General features: G+C 45.1%; 19 protein-coding genes. 13 read left to right on the plus strand and 6 right to left on the minus strand.

Going from position 1 to position 18,203, the window contains the following annotated elements; all coding sequences use genetic code 11:
- The first annotated feature begins 40 nt into the window (after positions 1–40).
- On the plus strand, positions 41–862 hold the full coding sequence (locus XPG1_RS11350; RefSeq protein ID WP_045959170.1) for a L,D-transpeptidase family protein: 822 nt from the start codon (positions 41–43) through the stop codon (positions 860–862).
- Here XPG1_RS11350 and XPG1_RS11355 read toward each other — a convergent pair.
- Both XPG1_RS11355 and lpcA read right to left on the minus strand, forming a co-directional pair.
- Complete coding sequence (locus XPG1_RS11355; protein ID WP_045959171.1) at positions 833–1,600, minus strand: class II glutamine amidotransferase; 768 nt, start codon at positions 1,598–1,600, stop codon at positions 833–835. The two genes, XPG1_RS11350 and XPG1_RS11355, sit on opposite strands and share 30 nt — an antisense overlap.
- 18 nt (positions 1,601–1,618) lie before the next feature.
- Entirely contained in the window at positions 1,619–2,200 is a 582-nt protein-coding gene (gene lpcA / locus XPG1_RS11360; protein ID WP_045959172.1) for a D-sedoheptulose 7-phosphate isomerase, read from the minus strand.
- Positions 2,201–2,449: 249 nt separating this feature from the next.
- On the opposite strand from lpcA, the gene fadE reads away from it, so the two are divergent.
- The gene (gene fadE / locus XPG1_RS11365; RefSeq protein ID WP_045959173.1) at positions 2,450–4,894 is read left to right on the plus strand and encodes an acyl-CoA dehydrogenase FadE; all 2,445 of its coding nucleotides are present in this window, start codon (positions 2,450–2,452) and stop codon (positions 4,892–4,894) included.
- 71 nt (positions 4,895–4,965) lie between these two features.
- Here fadE and lysA read toward each other — a convergent pair whose 3' ends face one another.
- The gene (gene lysA, locus XPG1_RS11370; RefSeq protein ID WP_045959174.1) at positions 4,966–6,273 is read right to left on the minus strand and encodes a diaminopimelate decarboxylase; all 1,308 of its coding nucleotides are present in this window, start codon (positions 6,271–6,273) and stop codon (positions 4,966–4,968) included.
- Positions 6,274–6,481: 208 nt separating this feature from the next.
- Between lysA and XPG1_RS11375 the strand changes: the two genes are divergently transcribed.
- Positions 6,482–7,411 (plus strand): LysR family transcriptional regulator, encoded by a 930-nt coding sequence (locus tag XPG1_RS11375; protein ID WP_045959175.1) that lies wholly within the window; start codon positions 6,482–6,484, stop codon positions 7,409–7,411.
- On the opposite strand, the gene XPG1_RS11380 is transcribed toward XPG1_RS11375, so the two are convergent.
- Positions 7,394–8,308: a LysR family transcriptional regulator gene (locus XPG1_RS11380; RefSeq protein WP_045959176.1), complete on the minus strand. Its 915-nt coding sequence runs from the start codon at positions 8,306–8,308 to the stop codon at positions 7,394–7,396. The genes XPG1_RS11375 and XPG1_RS11380 overlap by 18 nt on opposite strands.
- Positions 8,309–8,453: 145 nt before the next feature.
- On the opposite strand from XPG1_RS11380, the gene XPG1_RS11385 reads away from it, so the two are divergent.
- Positions 8,454–9,338 carry an MBL fold metallo-hydrolase gene (locus tag XPG1_RS11385; protein WP_045959177.1) on the plus strand — a complete coding sequence of 295 codons (885 nt, stop codon included), beginning with the start codon at positions 8,454–8,456 and terminating at the stop codon, positions 9,336–9,338.
- Positions 9,339–9,546: 208 nt separating this feature from the next.
- On the opposite strand, the gene XPG1_RS11390 is transcribed toward XPG1_RS11385, so the two are convergent.
- The gene (locus XPG1_RS11390) at positions 9,547–10,050 is read right to left on the minus strand and encodes a prepilin peptidase (RefSeq protein WP_052708299.1); all 504 of its coding nucleotides are present in this window, start codon (positions 10,048–10,050) and stop codon (positions 9,547–9,549) included.
- A gap of 276 nt (positions 10,051–10,326) precedes the next feature.
- Here XPG1_RS11390 and rsmE point away from each other — a divergent pair, with 276 nt between their 5' ends.
- The 4 genes from rsmE (at position 10,327) to ruvX (ending at position 13,118) form a co-directional block, all read left to right on the plus strand.
- Positions 10,327–11,058 carry a 16S rRNA (uracil(1498)-N(3))-methyltransferase gene (gene rsmE / locus XPG1_RS11395; protein ID WP_045959178.1) on the plus strand — a complete coding sequence of 244 codons (732 nt, stop codon included), beginning with the start codon at positions 10,327–10,329 and terminating at the stop codon, positions 11,056–11,058.
- Positions 11,059–11,067: 9 nt separating this feature from the next.
- Positions 11,068–12,039 carry a glutathione synthase gene (gene gshB / locus XPG1_RS11400; RefSeq protein ID WP_045959179.1) on the plus strand — a complete coding sequence of 324 codons (972 nt, stop codon included), beginning with the start codon at positions 11,068–11,070 and terminating at the stop codon, positions 12,037–12,039.
- 96 nt (positions 12,040–12,135) lie between these two features.
- Complete coding sequence (locus tag XPG1_RS11405) at positions 12,136–12,699, plus strand: YqgE/AlgH family protein (protein WP_045959180.1); 564 nt, start codon at positions 12,136–12,138, stop codon at positions 12,697–12,699.
- On the plus strand, positions 12,699–13,118 hold the full coding sequence (gene ruvX, locus XPG1_RS11410; protein WP_045959181.1) for a Holliday junction resolvase RuvX: 420 nt from the start codon (positions 12,699–12,701) through the stop codon (positions 13,116–13,118). The genes XPG1_RS11405 and ruvX overlap by 1 nt, the downstream gene beginning before the upstream one ends.
- 45 nt (positions 13,119–13,163) lie before the next feature.
- Here ruvX and XPG1_RS11415 read toward each other — a convergent pair whose 3' ends face one another.
- Positions 13,164–14,171, minus strand: coding sequence for a type IV pilus twitching motility protein PilT (locus tag XPG1_RS11415; RefSeq protein WP_045959182.1), 1,008 nt, complete (start codon positions 14,169–14,171; stop codon positions 13,164–13,166).
- A 22-nt stretch (positions 14,172–14,193) separates the two neighbouring features.
- Here XPG1_RS11415 and XPG1_RS11420 point away from each other — a divergent pair, with 22 nt between their 5' ends.
- The 5 genes from XPG1_RS11420 (at position 14,194) to hemW (ending at position 18,164) form a co-directional block, all read left to right on the plus strand.
- Positions 14,194–14,889, plus strand: a complete 696-nt coding sequence (locus XPG1_RS11420) for a YggS family pyridoxal phosphate-dependent enzyme (protein WP_045959183.1) — start codon at positions 14,194–14,196, stop codon at positions 14,887–14,889.
- A gap of 59 nt (positions 14,890–14,948) precedes the next feature.
- Positions 14,949–15,770: a pyrroline-5-carboxylate reductase gene (gene proC / locus XPG1_RS11425; protein WP_045959184.1), complete on the plus strand. Its 822-nt coding sequence runs from the start codon at positions 14,949–14,951 to the stop codon at positions 15,768–15,770.
- 32 nt (positions 15,771–15,802) lie between these two features.
- The gene (locus XPG1_RS11430; RefSeq protein WP_045959185.1) at positions 15,803–16,366 is read left to right on the plus strand and encodes a YggT family protein; all 564 of its coding nucleotides are present in this window, start codon (positions 15,803–15,805) and stop codon (positions 16,364–16,366) included.
- 81 nt (positions 16,367–16,447) lie between these two features.
- Positions 16,448–17,041, plus strand: coding sequence for an XTP/dITP diphosphatase (locus XPG1_RS11435; protein WP_045959186.1), 594 nt, complete (start codon positions 16,448–16,450; stop codon positions 17,039–17,041).
- Positions 17,034–18,164, plus strand: a complete 1,131-nt coding sequence (gene hemW / locus XPG1_RS11440) for a radical SAM family heme chaperone HemW (protein WP_045959187.1) — start codon at positions 17,034–17,036, stop codon at positions 18,162–18,164. Before XPG1_RS11435 ends, hemW begins: the two co-directional genes overlap by 8 nt.
- Positions 18,165–18,203 lie beyond the last annotated feature (39 nt).

Consider the following 18,203-nt stretch of genomic DNA (forward strand, 5'->3'; position numbering starts at 1 on the left):
ATCAAAATCCTGATATTTCCTCTAACTACCCGGTTATGTTATGAAAAAAATAACATTTTGTCTTTCACTGAACCTCTCATTCGGCTCACTACTGTTGTATGTACCTCTTTTGGCCGCGGTATGCTTATCCGTAGCGCAAGCGTCGGTTGTACACACCTCTCACTCACCCTCGGCGATCACCGAAGAGGCTTTCTTATGGCCCAAACTGTCAGCTAAAAAACCGTTATTAAAACGAATGGGGGCCAAGGTTTTCATTCAGATCTTGAAAGAAGAAAGGCGCCTTGAACTTTATACGGAAGACAACACCGGCCATTATCAATTGACTCAAAGTTACACGATTTGTAACTACTCTGGCGGACTTGGCCCGAAGACACAGAATGGTGATTTCAAAAGTCCCGAAGGGTTTTACCATGTCAGCCCCAAACAGTTAAACCCTAATAGCCACTATTATCGGGCCATTAATCTGGGTTTTCCCAATGAGCTTGATAAATCCAAAGGATACTCCGGCAATCATTTAATGATTCATGGTGAATGTAAATCCATTGGCTGTTATGCCATGACCAATCGCTATATGGATGAGATATATCAGTACGCAGAAAGTGCATTTCAGCATGGACAGCATGAAATTAAAATCAATATTTATCCTTTTCGCATGACTCCACAAAATATGATGCGGCATAGGAATAATAATAATTACTTGTTTTGGCGGCAATTACAGCCCGCCTATGCATATTTTATCCAAAATAGCATTCCTGCTACTGTTAACGTAATAGACGGGCAATATGTTGTTAACGTGGAACCAAAAAATCAGTTCCCCTTATGGAATAATAAATCAAACTATCTTTTCTCCAAAGTGAAATAGCGCATAGTGACCAGATTCAATACGGTGCCAAAACTCATTTCCGGTTAAGGGTTGCGTGGCAATCACAGAGACCACATCCCCGGACTGAGTGTGTTGCTGAAAATCAATTTCCATATCCTGATCAAGTAATTTAGCTCTACCGAAAGGAGCACGACGCGTAATCCAATGCAATTGTGTCGAACAGTAAGCCATCACAAACTGCCCATCTGACAACAGCATATTGAAAACCCCTTTGTGTCCCAGTTGCGCCGCCAGAGAAGCAATAAATTTAAAGACTGCCGGCCAGTTGGCAGGACGTTTAGGGTATTTCAATGATAATTGATGTAATATCCAGCAAAATGCCCTTTCACTGTCTGTCTCCCCTACCGGTCGGTAACTCCCTGTTTTCAGTTGCTTGTAACCCTTAAGCTGACCGTTATGGGCATACGTCCAATACTTCCCCCATAATTCACGAGTAAATGGATGTGTATTGACCAGTGACACTTTTCCCCTGTTTGCCTGACGAATATGCGCCACAATCACTTCGGACTTGATCGGATAGCCTTGCACAAATTGGGCGACAGGTGAGTGACAACTGGATTGATGATCTTTAAATGTCCGGTATCCCAATCCCTCATAAAAGGTCACTCCCCAGCCATCCTTATGCGGGCCGGTATATCCCCCACGCTGAATAAGACCACTCAGACTGAAAACGATATCGGTCGGCACGTTGGCGCTCATGCCAAGTAATTCACACATTGCCCCCCCTAACAACAATCAATCTTTTGCCATTTCTTTTTCAATCAATTGAATCAAAATATGAATGACTTTAATGTGAATTTCCTGAATACGATCTGCATAACCAAAATGCGGTACTCGAATTTCAACATCTGCCGTACCCGCCATTTTTCCGCCATCCTTACCCGTCAGCGTAATGACTTTCATTCCCTTGGTACGGGCAACTTCAACCGCTTTAATGATATTACCAGAATTGCCCGACGTCGAAATACCGAGTAAGACATCACCTTTCTGACCAACAGCTTCAAGATAGCGGGAAAATACATAGTCATAACCAAAATCATTGCTCACGCAGGATAAATGGCTAGGATCGGAAATCGCAATCGCCGGATATCCCGGGCGATTTTCACGATAACGGCCGGTCAATTCCTCCGCAAAGTGCATGGCATCGCAATGTGAACCACCATTTCCACAGGAAAGCACTTTTCCTCCCGCCTTGAATGCATCAGCCAGTAACATAGCGGCTTTTTGGATAGCGTCAATATTTGCATCATCACTAAGGAAATGAGCCAATGTGTCTGCGGCTTCGGATAATTCACTGCGGATCAGTTCTTGATACATGGAGCTTCTTCTCCTGAAAGGTCTTCGGACTTAAATACGGGCTAATCAGTGTAACGGATTCCCCCCCCTTAAAGAAGATATCATCGCACTTCAGTAAAATTCACAGATAAAACGAAAATGACTTTGTGAGCTAGATTGTAATTAAGATGTAAACGTATTGATAAATACGTTTTCCTCATCTAAAAAGGAAGGACACCGTAACAGGTCAGACCTCTGACAACTCAACCCGAGATTTACAGGAGTTTTACTATGACCGCTCTCAGCATTATTTTATTTTTAGTCTTGATCGGCGGGCTTTGTTACCACAAAGTCAGCCTGACTGTCAGTAGCTTGCTGCTTGCTGCCTATACGCTGGTTATGGGTATGACGAGTCTTTGGAGCTACTGGCTGTTGTTACCGTTAGCCATTGTCCTATTTCCTCTTGTCTTTACACCAATACGTATCTCTTTATTTTCTGCACCGGGTTTAAACGCCTTCCGTAAAGTGATGCCAAATATGTCCACGACAGAAAAAGAGGCGATTAATGCAGGGACCACCTGGTGGGAAGGTGACTTGTTCCGTGGTAACCCTGACTGGCAAAAACTGCATAACTATCCAAAACCGCAGTTAACTGCTGAAGAACAAGCCTTTATTGATGGGCCGGTAGAAGAAGCTTGCCGTATGGCAAATGATTTCCAAATCTCGCATGAATTGGCTGACTTACCCCCTGAACTTTGGGCTTATCTGAAAGAAAACCGCTTCTTTGCCATGATCATCAAAAAAGAATACGGTGGTCTGGAATTTTCCGCTTACGCTCAATCTCAGGTACTGCAAAAACTGGCCGGTGTATCCGGTATTCTAGCCATTACGGTCGGTGTACCTAACTCCTTAGGACCAGGTGAATTACTGCAACACTATGGCACTGATGAACAGAAAAAACGTTACTTGCCTGGCCTTGCCCGTGGTGAAGAAATACCTTGCTTTGCCCTGACCAGCCCGGAAGCCGGTTCAGATGCCGGCGCTATCCCTGATAGCGGGGTTGTCTGCATGGGGGAATGGGAAGGTGAACAAGTGCTCGGTATGCGCTTGAATTGGAATAAACGTTACATTACGCTTGCCCCTATTTCTACCGTACTGGGGTTAGCGTTTAAACTCTATGACCCAGACCATCTGCTTGGTGACACTGAATCACTGGGCATTACCTGTGCGTTGATCCCAACGAATACGCCAGGGGTTGAAATTGGTCGCCGCCATTTCCCCCTGAATATCCCATTCCAGAATGGACCGACCCGTGGTAAAGATATTTTTGTTCCTATCGATTACATCATTGGTGGGCCGCAAATGGCGGGTCAGGGCTGGCGTATGCTGGTTGAATGTCTGTCGGTTGGTCGCGGCATTACTCTGCCATCCAACGCAACGGGAGGATTAAAAAGTGCAGCGATGTCAATCGGTGCTTACTCCTATATCCGCCGTCAATTCAAACTGCCTATCGGTAAAATGGAAGGTATTGAAGAACCCTTAGCGCGTATCGCTGGTAACGCTTACCTGATGGATGCCGCCGCAACCATGATTACCGGTGGTATCATGTTGGGGGAAAAACCGGCTGTTTTGTCTGCCATTGTGAAATATCACTGTACGCACCGGGGGCAACGTTCCATCATTGATGCCATGGATATCGCTGGCGGGAAAGGTATCTGTCTTGGCCCATCTAACTTCCTTGCCCGTGGCTACCAGGGTGCCCCCATTGCCATTACCGTTGAGGGTGCAAATATTTTGACGCGTAGCATGATCATCTTTGGTCAGGGTGCTATCCGCTGCCATCCTTATGTCTTGGCTGAAATCGCGGCCGCAGAAAACAACAATGTGAAAGCCTTTGACAAAGCATTGTTCGGTCACTTAGGTCATGTTGCCAGCAACACCCTGCGCAGCTTGTGGCTTGGTATTACCAAAGGCAGAACCAGCGGCGCACCCGTCAATGACGCGACCCGCCGTTATTACCAGCAGATCAATCGCCTGAGTGCTAACCTTGCCCTGCTCTCTGATGTTTCAATGGGCGTATTGGGCGGCAGCCTGAAACGCCGTGAACGTATTTCTGCCCGTCTGGGGGATATCCTGAGTCAAATCTTCCTGGCTTCTGCTACGTTGAAGCGTTATGAAGATGAAGGACGTCAGAAAGAAGATTTACCTTTAGTACAATGGGGCATCGAAGATAGTCTGCATCAGGCCGAGCAAGCGATAAATGATTTGTTGCGCAATTTCCCTAACCGTTTGGTCGCCGGTTTAATGCGTGTCATTATCTTCCCGTTAGGCCGTGCACATACCGCCCCATCTGATAAATTGGATCACAAACTGGCTCAGCTATTACAGACACCTTCCGCTACCCGTAGCCGGATTGGACGAGGGCAATATCTGATCCCAAGCGAACACAATCCGCACGGATTACTGGAAGAAGCCTTGCACGATATTATTGCAGCCGAGCCAATCCATGCCCGTTTAAGCCGCGAAGCCGCTAAAAACCTGAGCTTCACGCGCTTGGATAAATTAGCGGAACAAGCACTGGCAGAGCGCCGAATCACTCAGGAAGAAGCCGATATCCTGAAACGTGCTGAAAACAGTCGGCTGCGCTCAATCAATGTTGATGAATTTGAGCCGGACGCATTTATTCCAAACTCAGCAAAACGACCTGAAAGCCAGCGTAAAACTCAAGCCGCCTGACGCTGTTCTCACGCATGGATTAAGCTCAGGCATGAAAAAATACGGGGAACGTGATGTCCCCGTATTTTATTTTAAATGGATTCCAGCGCTAACAATTCTTCTATTGTCTGACGACGCCGAATCAAACGACTTTCCCCCTCAATAAACAAAACTTCAGGGATCAAAGGGCGACTATTATAATTTGAAGACATCGATGCACCATAAGCGCCTGTATCGTGAAAAATCAGGTAATCACCAACTCGAACATCAGGTGGCAGCCAACGTGGTGCAACCTCCCCTCCTTCTAGCTGGGTAAAGACATCGCCAGACTCGCATAATGGCCCTGCAACAATCGTTTCCACTAAGGGAGCGGCTTGCAAACGGGTTTGCTGTAAATTTTCATGACGTTCGCTGTCTTTGTGGCCACTTGTTGGTAACACCGAAATATGGTGATAACTGCCATACATTGCCGGGCGCATTAAATCATTGAAACCCGCATCTACCAGCACATACTGCCGATTCCCCATCGATTTCACCGCCCGTACTTCTGCCATCAAGATACCCGATTCAGCAACCAGAAAACGACCGGGTTCAATTTCCAGCTCCACGTGATGCCCCACATGTTGCTCAATACGCTGACGCGCCTCATGCCATAAACTGTAATAATGTGCGGTATCTACTGACTCTTCCCCCATTTGATAGGGAATGGATAACCCACCGCCTGCTGAAATGGCCTGAATATCTTCCCCACACAGCACAACCTGCTCCACCATAGCATGACAGACATGGGAGAGATGCTGATAATCCACACCTGAACCAATGTGCATATGCAATCCCACTAATTTCAGGCCATATTGATGAATTTTTTCAATTGCCAGAGGAAGATCCTCAAACCAGATCCCATGTTTGCTATTTTCGCCGCCCGTATTCGTCTTTTGGCTATGACCATGCCCAAATCCGGGATTAATGCGTAACCAGACCGGATGGCCGGACTGACGTTCACCAATTTGCGCCAGCATGTCAATAGAACCCACATTGACCGGAATATCCAGCTCAATAACACGCAACAATGTTGCTTCATCAATCAAATCGGCAGTGAACACAATTTCCGATTCGGCGCGACCGGGCTTAAAACCTGAATACAGTGCCCGTTCTATCTCACCTAAAGATACCGCGTCCACTTTCACGCCCTGTGCTCTTATCAAGCGTAAAATGTGGGTATTCGAACACGCTTTCTGGGCAAATCGAATAACATCAAACTGTTTTAGTTTTTTGATTTGTCTGATGATGCTATCGCCATCATAAATCCATAACGGTGTTCCATACTGAGCCGGTAAATGAAACCGATTATCAGAGGTGAAATATTCTTGCAAGAGATGGGGTAAAGTCGATGTAGCCATTGAAGCGTCTCACAAAATCAGCAGATTTTTTTATTATGGATCTGAAAGAAACAGGAATAAAAATATCCTTTTAGCCATAGCTCATTCATTTTTGATATCGTTGTGTCTGTTTTTTATCCATAATACTTTTCTGGTTTGGCAACATCACCGATGATCCATAACGAAATCATCCCTTAAAGCAGAAATCAGTCAGTAACGAGGCTAACATATGCGATCCTGCTCATGGCGACACATAGAAATTTTTCATGCTGTAATGACCACCAAGAATCTGACTGATGCGGCATTATTACTCAAAACGTCTCAGCCCACAGTCAGTCGTGAACTTGCTCGTCTTGAACAATTACTAAAATTTAAATTATTTGATCGCATCAAAGGCCGTCTGTTTCCTACCGCGCAAGGATTACGGCTATTCGAAGAAGTTCAACGTTCTTATTACGGGCTGGAAAGAATAATCAATGCGGCTGATAGCATCCGACAATTTGAACAGGCGCAGTTATCCATTACCTGCCTGCCAATGTTTTCCCAATCTCTGCTGCCAAAAACCTGTCGTAGCTTTATTGAATGTTATCCTGAGGCTAAACTGACCATCATCCCGCAAGAGTCTCCCCTGTTGGAAGAATGGCTTTCCGCGCAACGCTACGATATTGGTTTAACCGAACACTTACAGCCCCTGGCAGGCACCGAACAAGAAACCTTGATCACCTTAAATGAAGTGTGTGTATTACCCGCCAACCACCCACTCAGTCAAAAATCACAACTGACGCCTGTCGATTTTCACAACCAAAAATTTATCAGTCTGTCGATCACTGACAGTTATAGACAACTCATTGATACTATCTTTACTGAGCATCAAGTCAGTCGCAACCTGGTCATGGAAACACACAGTTCAGCTTCAATTTGCACCATGGTTCACGAAGGCATCGGCGTGTCCATCGTCAACCCACTAACGGCGCTGGATTATTTGAACAATCATTCCGAGATCTGCATTCGCCCATTCAGCATCGATATTCCATTCACCGTAAGTTTAATCAGGCCCGTACATCGGCCCTCCTCAGAACCCGTTGACGTTTTCATTACTCATTTAAAACAGCAAATTGCCCGATTTCCCGAAAAATTGCTCTCAGCATTTCACGATTAATCGCTGCCAATAAGGTGATGTTGCAAACCAATCCACCAGAAAATCCAACAATACCCGCAAAGTCGTCGGCATATTCTGGCGACTGGCATAAATACCATAGATTCCCATCACCTGAGGTTGATATTCAGGCAGCAATTCAACCAACTGCCCTGACTTCAGATAAGCAGAAACAGAATAATAAGGTTGCATCGTAATTCCCGCACCTTGCAAAGCAGCTTCCATTAATACCGTAGACTCATTGGAACTCAACGTCCCGCTGACAGGAACTGAATAGTGTTCATGCTGCTTTTCAAATACCCATAAACTTTGCCCGAAAAAGTTATAGGTCAGACAGTGATGTGATGTTAAATCCGCCGGTTTTTTGGGTATCGGTTTGCCCGCTAAATAAGAGGGCGCCGCACAAACGATGGAATGACAGGTCGATAACGGACGGGCGATCAAATTTGGTTCCAGGTGGTTGGTAATACGAATAGCTAAATCAATACGTTCTTCTACCAAATTGACCGCTTTATTATTCATTTGCAAATTGACCGCAATCTGTGGGTATATCCGCATAAATTCAGGAATAGCCACCGCCAGCGCACTGATAGCCAAAGACTGGGAGCAACTCACACGTAACAACCCTTTCAACGTTTGAGCTTCCAACGATTGCTGCACTGGCATGTCTTCTGCTAACGCCATTAATTTAAGGCTGCGCTGATAAGCGTTTTCCCCCGCCGAAGTTAGGCCAATTTTACGTGTGGTACGATGCAACAAACGCACGCCTGCCCATTTTTCCATCTCAGCCAGATATCGCGATACCATTGCCCTTGACATCTCTAACCGTTCTGCCGCTGCAATTAAGCTGCCCTGTTCAACGATCGTAACAAAGACTTGTGCTGCCGTGACCCGATCCATTTTAACCAACCTATTTCTTTTTCGATCCAATTAGCTCGATATATGCAACAAACAGTTGCTGATTATGCGGTTTTTAAATCGGAATATGCAACTTATGATATGTACCCTTCAGGCACATAAGCATTTTGATAGAGGAATTCGACACATGGCTCGCAAAACAACCTTAACAATCGCTCTGGCGGCCGCGCTTTCTTTGGGCGCAGCATCACTGGCTCAAGCCGCTGCGCTCAAGTTAGACGTCTACAACCCAGGTGAGAACGGTGTTTTCCCGGTTTCTTCTGAAATTATCAGTGGTGATCATGAAGTTGTGTTGATCGATGCTCAATTTAAGAAAAATGATGCACAAGCACTCGTCAAAATGATCCAGCAAACGGGTAAAAAATTGACAACGATCTACATCAGCCAATCCGATCCTGATTTTTACTTTGGCCTTGAGGCGATCACCGACGCTTTCCCTGATGCCAAAGTGATCGCATCGCCAGAAACCATCAAAGCGATCAATGAAACCAAAGATGGCAAACTGGCTTATTGGGGGGGAATACTGGCCGATCAGGCACCTAAAAAGATCATTGTGCCAGCACCATTACAAGGAAATTCCTTTACTGTTGATGGCAAGAAACTGGTTGTTGAAGGTTTAGATGGCCCTGCTGCGGATCGCACTTTTGTCTGGATTCCTGAACTAAAAGCGGTTGTCGGTGGTGTGACTGTTTCTGACAATATCCATGTGTGGATTGCGGATACCCAGACCAAAGAATCACGCAAACACTGGATGCAAACATTGGATCGCATCAAAAGCCTGAAACCGGAAACCATCGTTCCAGGTCATTATTTAGGAAATTCATCAATGACGTTAGACTCTGTGACTTTTACTCAGAATTATCTGACCACACTGGAAAAAGAATTAACAAAAGCAAAAGATTCTGACGCATTGATCGCAGCGATGAAGAAACACTATCCAGACCTTGCTGATGAATCCAGCCTTGAGTTAAGTGCCAAAGTATTAAAAGGTAAGATGAAATGGCCTCAGTAAGTTAAAAATAGTATGGGCGTAGCAGAAAGTTACGCCCATTATCACAACCTATTAATCAGAACACCTTAATCACAATACTTTTATAACAACGCATTAATAACAGCGACTCAATAAAAAGACCCAATAATAATACATTAATAACAACACCAAGTCATACATTGTTATTTTATACATTTTTATCAGATAACCTTAAATCAAATAAAATGGTTCAATTGATCCAATTCTCCTTAGCAAAGTTATACCCGATTAATACCATTGCCGACAAGCATAAATAAGGGCCAAATGCAATGAACTCAGGAAAAGACTTTCTTTTTAGACTCATCATCGTAAACCCAAACAGCCCAGATAATGAGGCCATCAACATCAATAGTGGTATCATTTCTACCCCTAACCATGCACCAATGGCTGCAGTTAATTTAAGATCACCATAACCTATTCCCTCCTTATTTAAAGTATATCGACATAACCAATATAAAAACCATAAAAAAAGATACCCTGATATGGCGCCATATATTGCACTTCTGATTGAAACAAAATGACCATCAACATTCAATAAAAGCCCAATCCATAATAAAGGCAACGTAATAATGTCCGGCAAACAATATGTTTTTATGTCAACAATCATTAATAACAATAAGGCACTGCATAAAAATATAATTATTACAAAATCCACATTCATTGAAATAGCGTCAAATTTCGTTATAAATAACATCCTTGTCACTTTTTCTTTCCTTATTTCCTGACATCAATCAGGACAAGATGAATATTAATTTCTCCTTCCGGATCTTGGCAATAAAATTTTAACTAAAAAAGCCATTACAAAATAAATATGCGAACCAGTTCGCAAGAAGAGGTCAGCTATTTTTGATGTTAAGAGATAACTTGATCACGCAAACAACGCTCATTTATCATGGCTGTGAATTAACGTTATCATATGGCTGTTTGCGCCATGCCGGAAGAACCCGGAAAAAAGAAGGAAAGAAGAAATATGCGAATACCCCGCATCTACCACCCTGAGCTGCTCTCAATAGGCACTGAAATCTATTTGAGTGATGATGCAGCCAATCATGTTGGTCGCGTACTTAGAATGAGTCACGGGCAAGCATTACAACTCTTCGATGGCAGCAATCAGGTTTTTGAGGCAGAAATCATTGAAGCCAATAAAAAAAGGGTCAAAGTATCTATCCTTGAAGGCAAATTCTCTGATCATGAATCACCATTGAACCTGCATCTGGGGCAAGTGATGTCCCGTGGCGAAAAGATGGAATTTACCATCCAAAAATCCGTTGAACTGGGTGTCAATACGATCACTCCCCTGGTGTCCGAACGTTGTGGTGTAAAACTGGATGCAGAGCGATTAGAAAAAAAATTACAGCAATGGAAAAAGATTGCCATTTCTGCCTGTGAACAGTGCGGGCGTAATCGCATCCCTAAAATTCGTCCCATCATGTCACTTGAAACCTGGTGTGCGGAAGACGATGACAGCCTAAAATTAAATCTGCATCCCCGCGCCAGCCACAGCATCAATACTCTCCCACTCCCGGTGGAAAAAGTGCGCTTGTTGATTGGACCTGAAGGGGGATTGTCTGCCGAAGAAATAGAAATGACGGCAAAACATCAATTTACTGATATCCTGTTAGGGTCTCGTATCCTGAGGACAGAAACTACGGCACTCACCGCAATTACCGCATTGCAGGTCCGTTTCGGTGATCTAGGTTAAGGAGAAAAAATGATCAAGCTCGGCATAGTGATGGATCCCATTTCATCCATCAACATCAAGAAAGACACCAGTTTTGCCATGCTGCTGGCAGCCCAAAAACGCGGGTGGGAAATCCATTATATGGAAATGCAGGATCTCTACCTGCATCAAGGAGAAGCCCGTGCACGCACACGTTTACTCACAGTAGAAGAAAACCCACAACAGTGGTATCAGTTTGGCAGTGAACAAACGATCGCCCTCGATACTTTGCAAGTGATTTTGATGCGCAAAGATCCTCCTTTTGATACTGAGTATATTTATGCGACCTATATTCTGGAAAGAGCTGAAGTCAAAGGTAGCCTGATCGTTAATAAACCCCAAAGCCTGCGCGACTGTAACGAGAAACTGTTTACAGCCTGGTTCCCTGAATGGACACCGGATACGCTCGTCACGCGTAATGCGAAAAATTTGCGTGAGTTCCATCAAAAACACGGGGACGTCATTTTTAAACCCCTGGATGGCATGGGAGGCGCATCTATTTTCCGTTTGAAACACGACGACGCCAATGTAGGCGTGATCATTGAAACACTGACGGATCACGGTAGCCGTTATTGTATGGCGCAAAATTTCCTGCCTGCTATCAAAGAGGGAGATAAACGCGTATTGGTTGTTGATGGCGAGCCTGTACCTTATTGTCTTGCCCGTATCCCGGCTCAGGGAGAAACCCGCGGTAATCTGGCCGCAGGCGGACGTGGAGAAGCCCGCCCATTATCAGAAAGTGATTGGGCAATCGCACGCGCGGTTGCTCCTACCCTAAAAGAGAAAGGGTTAATTTTTGTTGGGCTGGATATCATTGGCGATCGTTTAACTGAGATCAACGTCACCAGCCCAACCTGTGTACGTGAGATAGAAGCCGCATTTCCAGACATTTCCATTACGGGGATGTTGATGGATGCGATCGAAAAACGATTGGGAAAACAGGCAGCAGAAAAGGCCAAATGATATTCCTTTCCTGACAACATTTGCCATTTATTATACGAGCCCACATACTGTGGGCCAAATCATACTTACATTGTCAAAATAATTATCAGAAACCACATGAATCTACAGCACCATTTTCTTATTGCCATGCCTTCGCTCTCTGATCCTTATTTCAATCGTTCTGTAGTTTATCTCTGCGAACATGATCAAAACGGGGCAATGGGGTTAATTATCAATAAGCCAATAGCGCAAGTCTCTATCCAAAGTATCTTGCAAAAATTAGATATCACCCCGGAAGACAGGGACAACACCATCGATCTTGATCAACCTGTGATGGCGGGAGGCCCCCTCTCAGAAGAGCACGGCTTTATTTTGCATACGCCTCAATCCGGTTTCAGCTCCAGTATCCAGATCTCTGAACACACCATGATCACCACATCCAAAGATATGCTGGAAGCGCTGGGAACCACACGCCAACCCAAAAATGTTTTAATGACCCTTGGGTATTCAAGCTGGGAAACTGGCCAGTTGGAAAAGGAAATTATGGAAAACAGTTGGCTCACGGTCTGTGCTGAACCTTCTATTATTTTTGATACCCCCATTGCCAATCGCTGGCATGAAGCGGCTTCTTTACTGGGAATTAATATTTACAATCTCGCCTCGCAAGCAGGACATGCCTGATGAAAAATCGCACAATCATTGCCTTTGATTTTGGAACACACAGTATCGGGGCAGCCATCGGGCAAGAAATTACAGGTACAGCCAGAGCCTTATCTGCGTTCAAAGCCAATGAGGGTTCGCCCAATTGGGTACTCATTGAGAAACTACTCCAAGAGTGGCAACCGGATCTGGTGATTGTTGGTCTGCCTCTCAACATGGATGGAACAGAACAGCCGGTCACTGCACAGGCGCGTAAATTTGCCAATCGCATACATGGGCGTTTCGGCGTACCGGTTGAACTACATGATGAAAGGTTGACCACGGTGGAAGCGCGTTCTCATCTGTTTGATCATGGTGGTTTCAAGGCGCTGAATAAAGGCAGGGTAGATTCCGTCTCTGCGGTTATTATTCTGGAAAGCTGGTTTGAACAGCAATATTGATAATCAATATTCGTGATAGCCATCCCCATCCTTAGGTGTGGCTGTTCACTCACCATCTGCCAGCAATCCCAACAAATGACGGTGTTGGCGGCTTTGCTCGTAAGTCTGCATACCGTAAGCAGCACCTGTTTGCATTAATGAGGCTATTTGATGGGTTTTATTTTCTCTTATCAAGTGGCTAACAGCCTGATTGATCATCAATACTTCATAAATCGCTACCCTCCCCCCGTCTTTAGCTGGGAGCAGTTGCTGAGCAATCACTGCCTTTAAGCTGCCGGCTAACTGGCTACAGATCCAACCTTTTTCTTCTGCGGAAAAAACATCAACTAAACGATCTACCGCCTGGATCGCGCCACGTGTATGCAATGTCGACAAAACCAAGTGCCCTGTTTCAGCCGCGGTCAGTGCCAACCGAATCGTCTCTTTATCCCGTAATTCCCCCAATAGAATCACGTCAGGATCTTGCCGCAATGCCCCCTTCAGAGCCGTTTGATAATTTGCAGCATCTTTACCAATCTGCCTTTGCTGTATCAAACAATGTCGGCTTTGGTGAACCAACTCGATGGGATCTTCCAGCGTGATAATATGTTTACAAACCTGACTATTTAAAACATTAATCATGGCTGACAGCGTGGTAGATTTGCCACTTCCTGTCGCTCCTGTCACTAATATTAATCCGCTCACCTCCTGCAAAATAAGATGCCGGATGATGTCAGGCGCATAGAGTTGTTCCAATGTCGGGCACTTATCGGCAATCAATCGCAATACCAACGACAAATGAGATTGTTGATAGAACAGATTTCCTCTGAGTCGCTGTTTATCCGACATGACCAGCACAAAATCAACATGCCCGTGCTGCTGTAACTGCCGTTGCTGTTCTTCCGATAATATTTCCTCGCTCCATGCAAACAAGGTGCTGGCTTGAATTTCCTCCAATTGTCTTTGTGGGTATAACTCACCATTAATCCGCAAAACCGGAAATTGCCCGACACAAAGATGCAGATCGGAAGCATTATGCTTTACACTAAGGGACACCCATTTTTCCATATTCATTTTTTTATCTCCTGAGCCAACTATGAACAATATCGAACAAAATCTTCACGATGTCAGGAACCGCATCACCCTTGCAGCGCAAAAATGCGGACGTGCTCCAGAAGAAATTACCTTGCTTGCAGTGAGTAAAACCAAACCTGTGAATGCCATCGCAGAGGCCATCGCGAATGGACAGCGGGAATTTGGTGAGAATTATGTTCAGGAAGGGGTTGAGAAGATTCAACACTTTAATAACCGTAACGATTTAGTGTGGCACTTTATTGGCCCATTACAATCTAATAAGAGTCGCCTAGTTGCAGAAAATTTCGACTGGTGTCATACCGTAGACAGATTGAAAATCGCTCAGCGTTTAAGTGAACAACGACCTGAACATAAACAACCTCTCAATATTCTGATCCAAATTAATATCAGCGGGGAAGAGAGTAAGTCAGGCATTTCATTGGATGAGTTAACTGAATTGGCAGCAAAGATTCATGCATTACCTCATCTTACCTTACGTGGATTGATGGCCATCCCGGCGCCAGAAAATCATATTGAAGGCCAAATAACCGTTTTTCGCCAAATGGAACAGGCTTTTATCGAATTGAAAAAGCAGTATCCCCAAGTTGATACATTGTCAATGGGAATGACCGCAGATATGGAAGCCGCGATTACCAGTGGTTCTACGCTACTTCGGATTGGAACCGCAATCTTCGGGGCTCGTCAGTACAGGGCATAACGTAGACTATTATCTGCTTCAATAACGAATATTCACTGATTAATATGCGAGATTGTTTAATGGAAAATCGTAAAATCACCTTTATTGGCGCCGGAAACATGGCTCATGCCATCATTGCCGGGCTGATCAGAACAGGTTACCCCGCTGAATGTATTACTGTCTGTTCTCCAAATACTTCCCGCCGCGATGTCCTGGCTCAAAAATATGCGATTAACAGCCAAAGTGATAACATTCGTTACGCACAAGAGGCCGATGTTATTGTGCTGGCAGTTAAGCCACAGATGATGTCAACAGTTTGTGCGTCATTACATTCGCACATCGATTTCAGGCAAAAACTGGTCCTTTCCATTGCGGCAGGCATTCCCATTTCCCGTTTTTACACGCTCTTGCAAGATAACCTCAATATCATCCGTATTATGCCAAATACACCTTCGCTGGTCGGGCAAGGACTCAGCGGGTTGTTTGCGCCTGAACATATCGGGCAATCTGATCGCGAATTTGCAGCATCGTTAATGAGCGGCGTCGGAAAAATTTGCTGGGTAAATGATGAAAATGGCATTAACGATATTATTGCTGTTGCTGGCAGTGCCCCTGCGTACTTCTTCTTATTCATGGAGTCGATGCAGCAAGAAGCGGAACGTTTGGGGTTTGACCGCGAAACGGCCAGAGAACTTGTTCTGCAAGCTGCGATGGGTTCAGCTAAACTTGCCGAAACGCAAAAAGATCTTCCTTTTGCTATGCTGCGTGAGCAGGTAACATCTAAGGGTGGCACAACGGCCGAAGCACTACGCATTTTTTATGAGGGTAGGCTGCCTGACATTGTGTCCAGCGCCATGCAAGGTGCTATCCGCCGAGCACAAGAAATGGAAAAATTATTTTAATTCAATTGGCTTAATTTAATCAGGGCTGCTACATGCAATTCTTAAACTTCATTTTTTTTACCGTTCTGGATTTATATATTGCCGTTTTGCTGCTTCGCGTCTGGATGCAGTGGGCACGTTGTGATTTCTATAATCCATTTGCACAATTCATCGTTAAAATCACCCAACCAGTGGTACGCCCATTACGCCGAATCATTCCTGCCATAGGTCCCATTGATACCGCATCTGTGGCACTCGCCTACCCACTTGTTGTTCTCAAATTTTTGTTGCCCTTATGGCTTGCCACAGGGCAATTCCTCATGCCTTCTGGTTATATTTTTTTGGTTGCGGTGATTGAATTACTGACGGCTGCCGGCAAGCTCATATTTTGGTTAGTCATCGCTCGGGCGTTATTAAGTTGGATTAGCCAAGGACGTAACCCTGTTGACTATGTGCTGATTCAATTGACAGAGCCACTCATGGCGCCTATCCGTCGCATTATCCCTTCGATGGGTGGCCTTGATTTCTCTGCCATGATCGTCATCCTGATTCTCTACGCACTGAATGCCCTACGTTATGATGTGATGGGATGGCTGATTTCGATCATCGGAAGTTGATACGTAAAGTGAATGAAACACAAAAAATTCAGCCAAGTACGTAGCGTTATTGGATACATAGGGTTAATGAAATAAATGACAATGCAAAAAGTTGTTCTCGCTACAGGAAATGCGGGGAAAGTTCGTGAACTGGCTGATTTATTCGCTGACTTTGGTTTGGATATCGTGTCTCAAACCGAGTTAGGCGTTGATTCAGCCGATGAAACCGGCCTGACTTTCATCGAAAATGCAATCATCAAAGCTCGCCATGCCTCGGCAATGACAGGTTTACCTGCGATTGCTGATGACTCAGGGTTATCTGTTGACGCATTAGGGGGGGCTCCCGGCATTTATTCCGCTCGCTATGCAGGCAGCGATGCCTCCGATCAGGCGAATTTGGAAAAGTTGTTGGACGCCATGCGTGATGTCCCCGATGAACAGCGTCAGGCTCAATTCAATTGTGTACTGGTTTTCTTACGCCATGCAGAAGATCCTACTCCGTTGGTCTTTCACGGGCGCTGGTCAGGCAAAATTACCCGTGAACCTGCCGGAAAAGGCGGTTTCGGTTATGACCCCATTTTTTTTGCCCCGGAATTTCACTGCACAGCAGCCGAATTGACTCGTGAGCAGAAAAATGCCGTTTCACATCGAGGAAAAGCATTAGCCATGTTGTTGGAAGCAATGCGTAATGCTTAAGTTACCTCCTCTCAGCCTTTATATTCATATTCCGTGGTGCGTGCAGAAATGCCCTTACTGTGATTTCAATTCACATGCTTTAAAAGGGGATGTGCCGCACCAAGAGTATGTTGACCATTTATTGGTAGATTTACAGGAGGATCGGCCAATGGTTGGTGAGCGTGAGATATCAACGATTTTTATCGGTGGAGGAACGCCAAGCCTGTTAAGTGCCGAGGGGATGCAGCGGTTGCTCGATGGCGTAAGACATTTACTCCCGCTCTCTCCACAAGCAGAAATTACCATGGAAGCCAATCCGGGCACTGTTGAAGCCGATCGTTTTAGTGCCTATCAACAAGCAGGCATTAATCGCATTTCTATCGGTGTACAAAGTTTCGGTTCAGATAAGCTTATCCGTTTAGGGCGCATCCACGGTCCAGAAGAGGCCACGCGAGCAGCAAAATTGGCGGCCGGGCTTGGGTTACGCAGCTTCAATCTGGATCTGATGCATGGCTTGCCTAACCAAACACTCAATGAAGCCCTCAATGATTTACGTCAGGCTATTGCACTCTCCCCTCCCCATTTGTCCTGGTATCAACTGACAATTGAACCCAATACTCGCTTCAGCTCGCGCCCTCCGGTTTTACCGGATGATGATGCGTTGTGGGATATTTTTTCCCGGGGACATCAGTTACTGACAGAGGCAGGTTATCAACAATATGAAACGTCGGCATATGCTAAACCGGGTTATCAATGCCAACACAATCTCAACTATTGGCGTTTCGGGGATTATTTGGGGATAGGTTGCGGCGCTCATGGCAAAATTTCGTTTGAAGACGGCCGTATCCTCCGTACTGTAAAAACCAAGCATCCACGTGGCTATATGCAGGGGCGCTATTTAGATCAGCAAAATCAAGTGGATAATGAAGAACGGCCATTTGAATTTTTCATGAACCGTTTTCGTTTGCTGGAATCCATGCCTCGTCAGGATTTCAGTGATTTCACCGGGTTACCAGAAAGTGTCATTCGTCCACAAATAGATAACGCGCTGGCCGCAGGCTATCTCACTGAAAATGAAACACATTGGCAAATTACTCAGCACGGAAAACTGTTCCTGAATTCCTTACTTGAACTCTTTCTTTAACGGAATAAGTGCACAAAAACAAACTGCACCTGAAAATGA

This window comes from Xenorhabdus poinarii G6 (assembly GCF_000968175.1).
Classification (GTDB): Bacteria; Pseudomonadota; Gammaproteobacteria; order Enterobacterales; family Enterobacteriaceae; genus Xenorhabdus; species Xenorhabdus poinarii.

Coding starts and splice junctions, on each gene's coding strand:
- XPG1_RS11375 (WP_045959175.1), top strand. CDS start 6,482: ATGCGATCCTGCTCATGGCGACACATAGAAATTTTTCATGCTGTAATG.
- XPG1_RS11350 (WP_045959170.1), top strand. CDS start 41: ATGAAAAAAATAACATTTTGTCTTTCACTGAACCTCTCATTCGGCTCA.
- ruvX (WP_045959181.1), top strand. CDS start 12,699: ATGAAAAATCGCACAATCATTGCCTTTGATTTTGGAACACACAGTATC.
- XPG1_RS11420 (WP_045959183.1), top strand. CDS start 14,194: ATGAACAATATCGAACAAAATCTTCACGATGTCAGGAACCGCATCACC.
- lpcA (WP_045959172.1), bottom strand. CDS start 2,200: ATGTATCAAGAACTGATCCGCAGTGAATTATCCGAAGCCGCAGACACA.
- XPG1_RS11415 (WP_045959182.1), bottom strand. CDS start 14,171: ATGAATATGGAAAAATGGGTGTCCCTTAGTGTAAAGCATAATGCTTCC.
- gshB (WP_045959179.1), top strand. CDS start 11,068: ATGATCAAGCTCGGCATAGTGATGGATCCCATTTCATCCATCAACATC.
- XPG1_RS11380 (WP_045959176.1), bottom strand. CDS start 8,308: ATGGATCGGGTCACGGCAGCACAAGTCTTTGTTACGATCGTTGAACAG.
- XPG1_RS11405 (WP_045959180.1), top strand. CDS start 12,136: ATGAATCTACAGCACCATTTTCTTATTGCCATGCCTTCGCTCTCTGAT.
- lysA (WP_045959174.1), bottom strand. CDS start 6,273: ATGGCTACATCGACTTTACCCCATCTCTTGCAAGAATATTTCACCTCT.
- XPG1_RS11435 (WP_045959186.1), top strand. CDS start 16,448: ATGCAAAAAGTTGTTCTCGCTACAGGAAATGCGGGGAAAGTTCGTGAA.
- XPG1_RS11430 (WP_045959185.1), top strand. CDS start 15,803: ATGCAATTCTTAAACTTCATTTTTTTTACCGTTCTGGATTTATATATT.
- fadE (WP_045959173.1), top strand. CDS start 2,450: ATGACCGCTCTCAGCATTATTTTATTTTTAGTCTTGATCGGCGGGCTT.
- XPG1_RS11390 (WP_052708299.1), bottom strand. CDS start 10,050: ATGTTATTTATAACGAAATTTGACGCTATTTCAATGAATGTGGATTTT.
- XPG1_RS11385 (WP_045959177.1), top strand. CDS start 8,454: ATGGCTCGCAAAACAACCTTAACAATCGCTCTGGCGGCCGCGCTTTCT.
- rsmE (WP_045959178.1), top strand. CDS start 10,327: ATGCGAATACCCCGCATCTACCACCCTGAGCTGCTCTCAATAGGCACT.
- proC (WP_045959184.1), top strand. CDS start 14,949: ATGGAAAATCGTAAAATCACCTTTATTGGCGCCGGAAACATGGCTCAT.
- hemW (WP_045959187.1), top strand. CDS start 17,034: ATGCTTAAGTTACCTCCTCTCAGCCTTTATATTCATATTCCGTGGTGC.
- XPG1_RS11355 (WP_045959171.1), bottom strand. CDS start 1,600: ATGTGTGAATTACTTGGCATGAGCGCCAACGTGCCGACCGATATCGTT.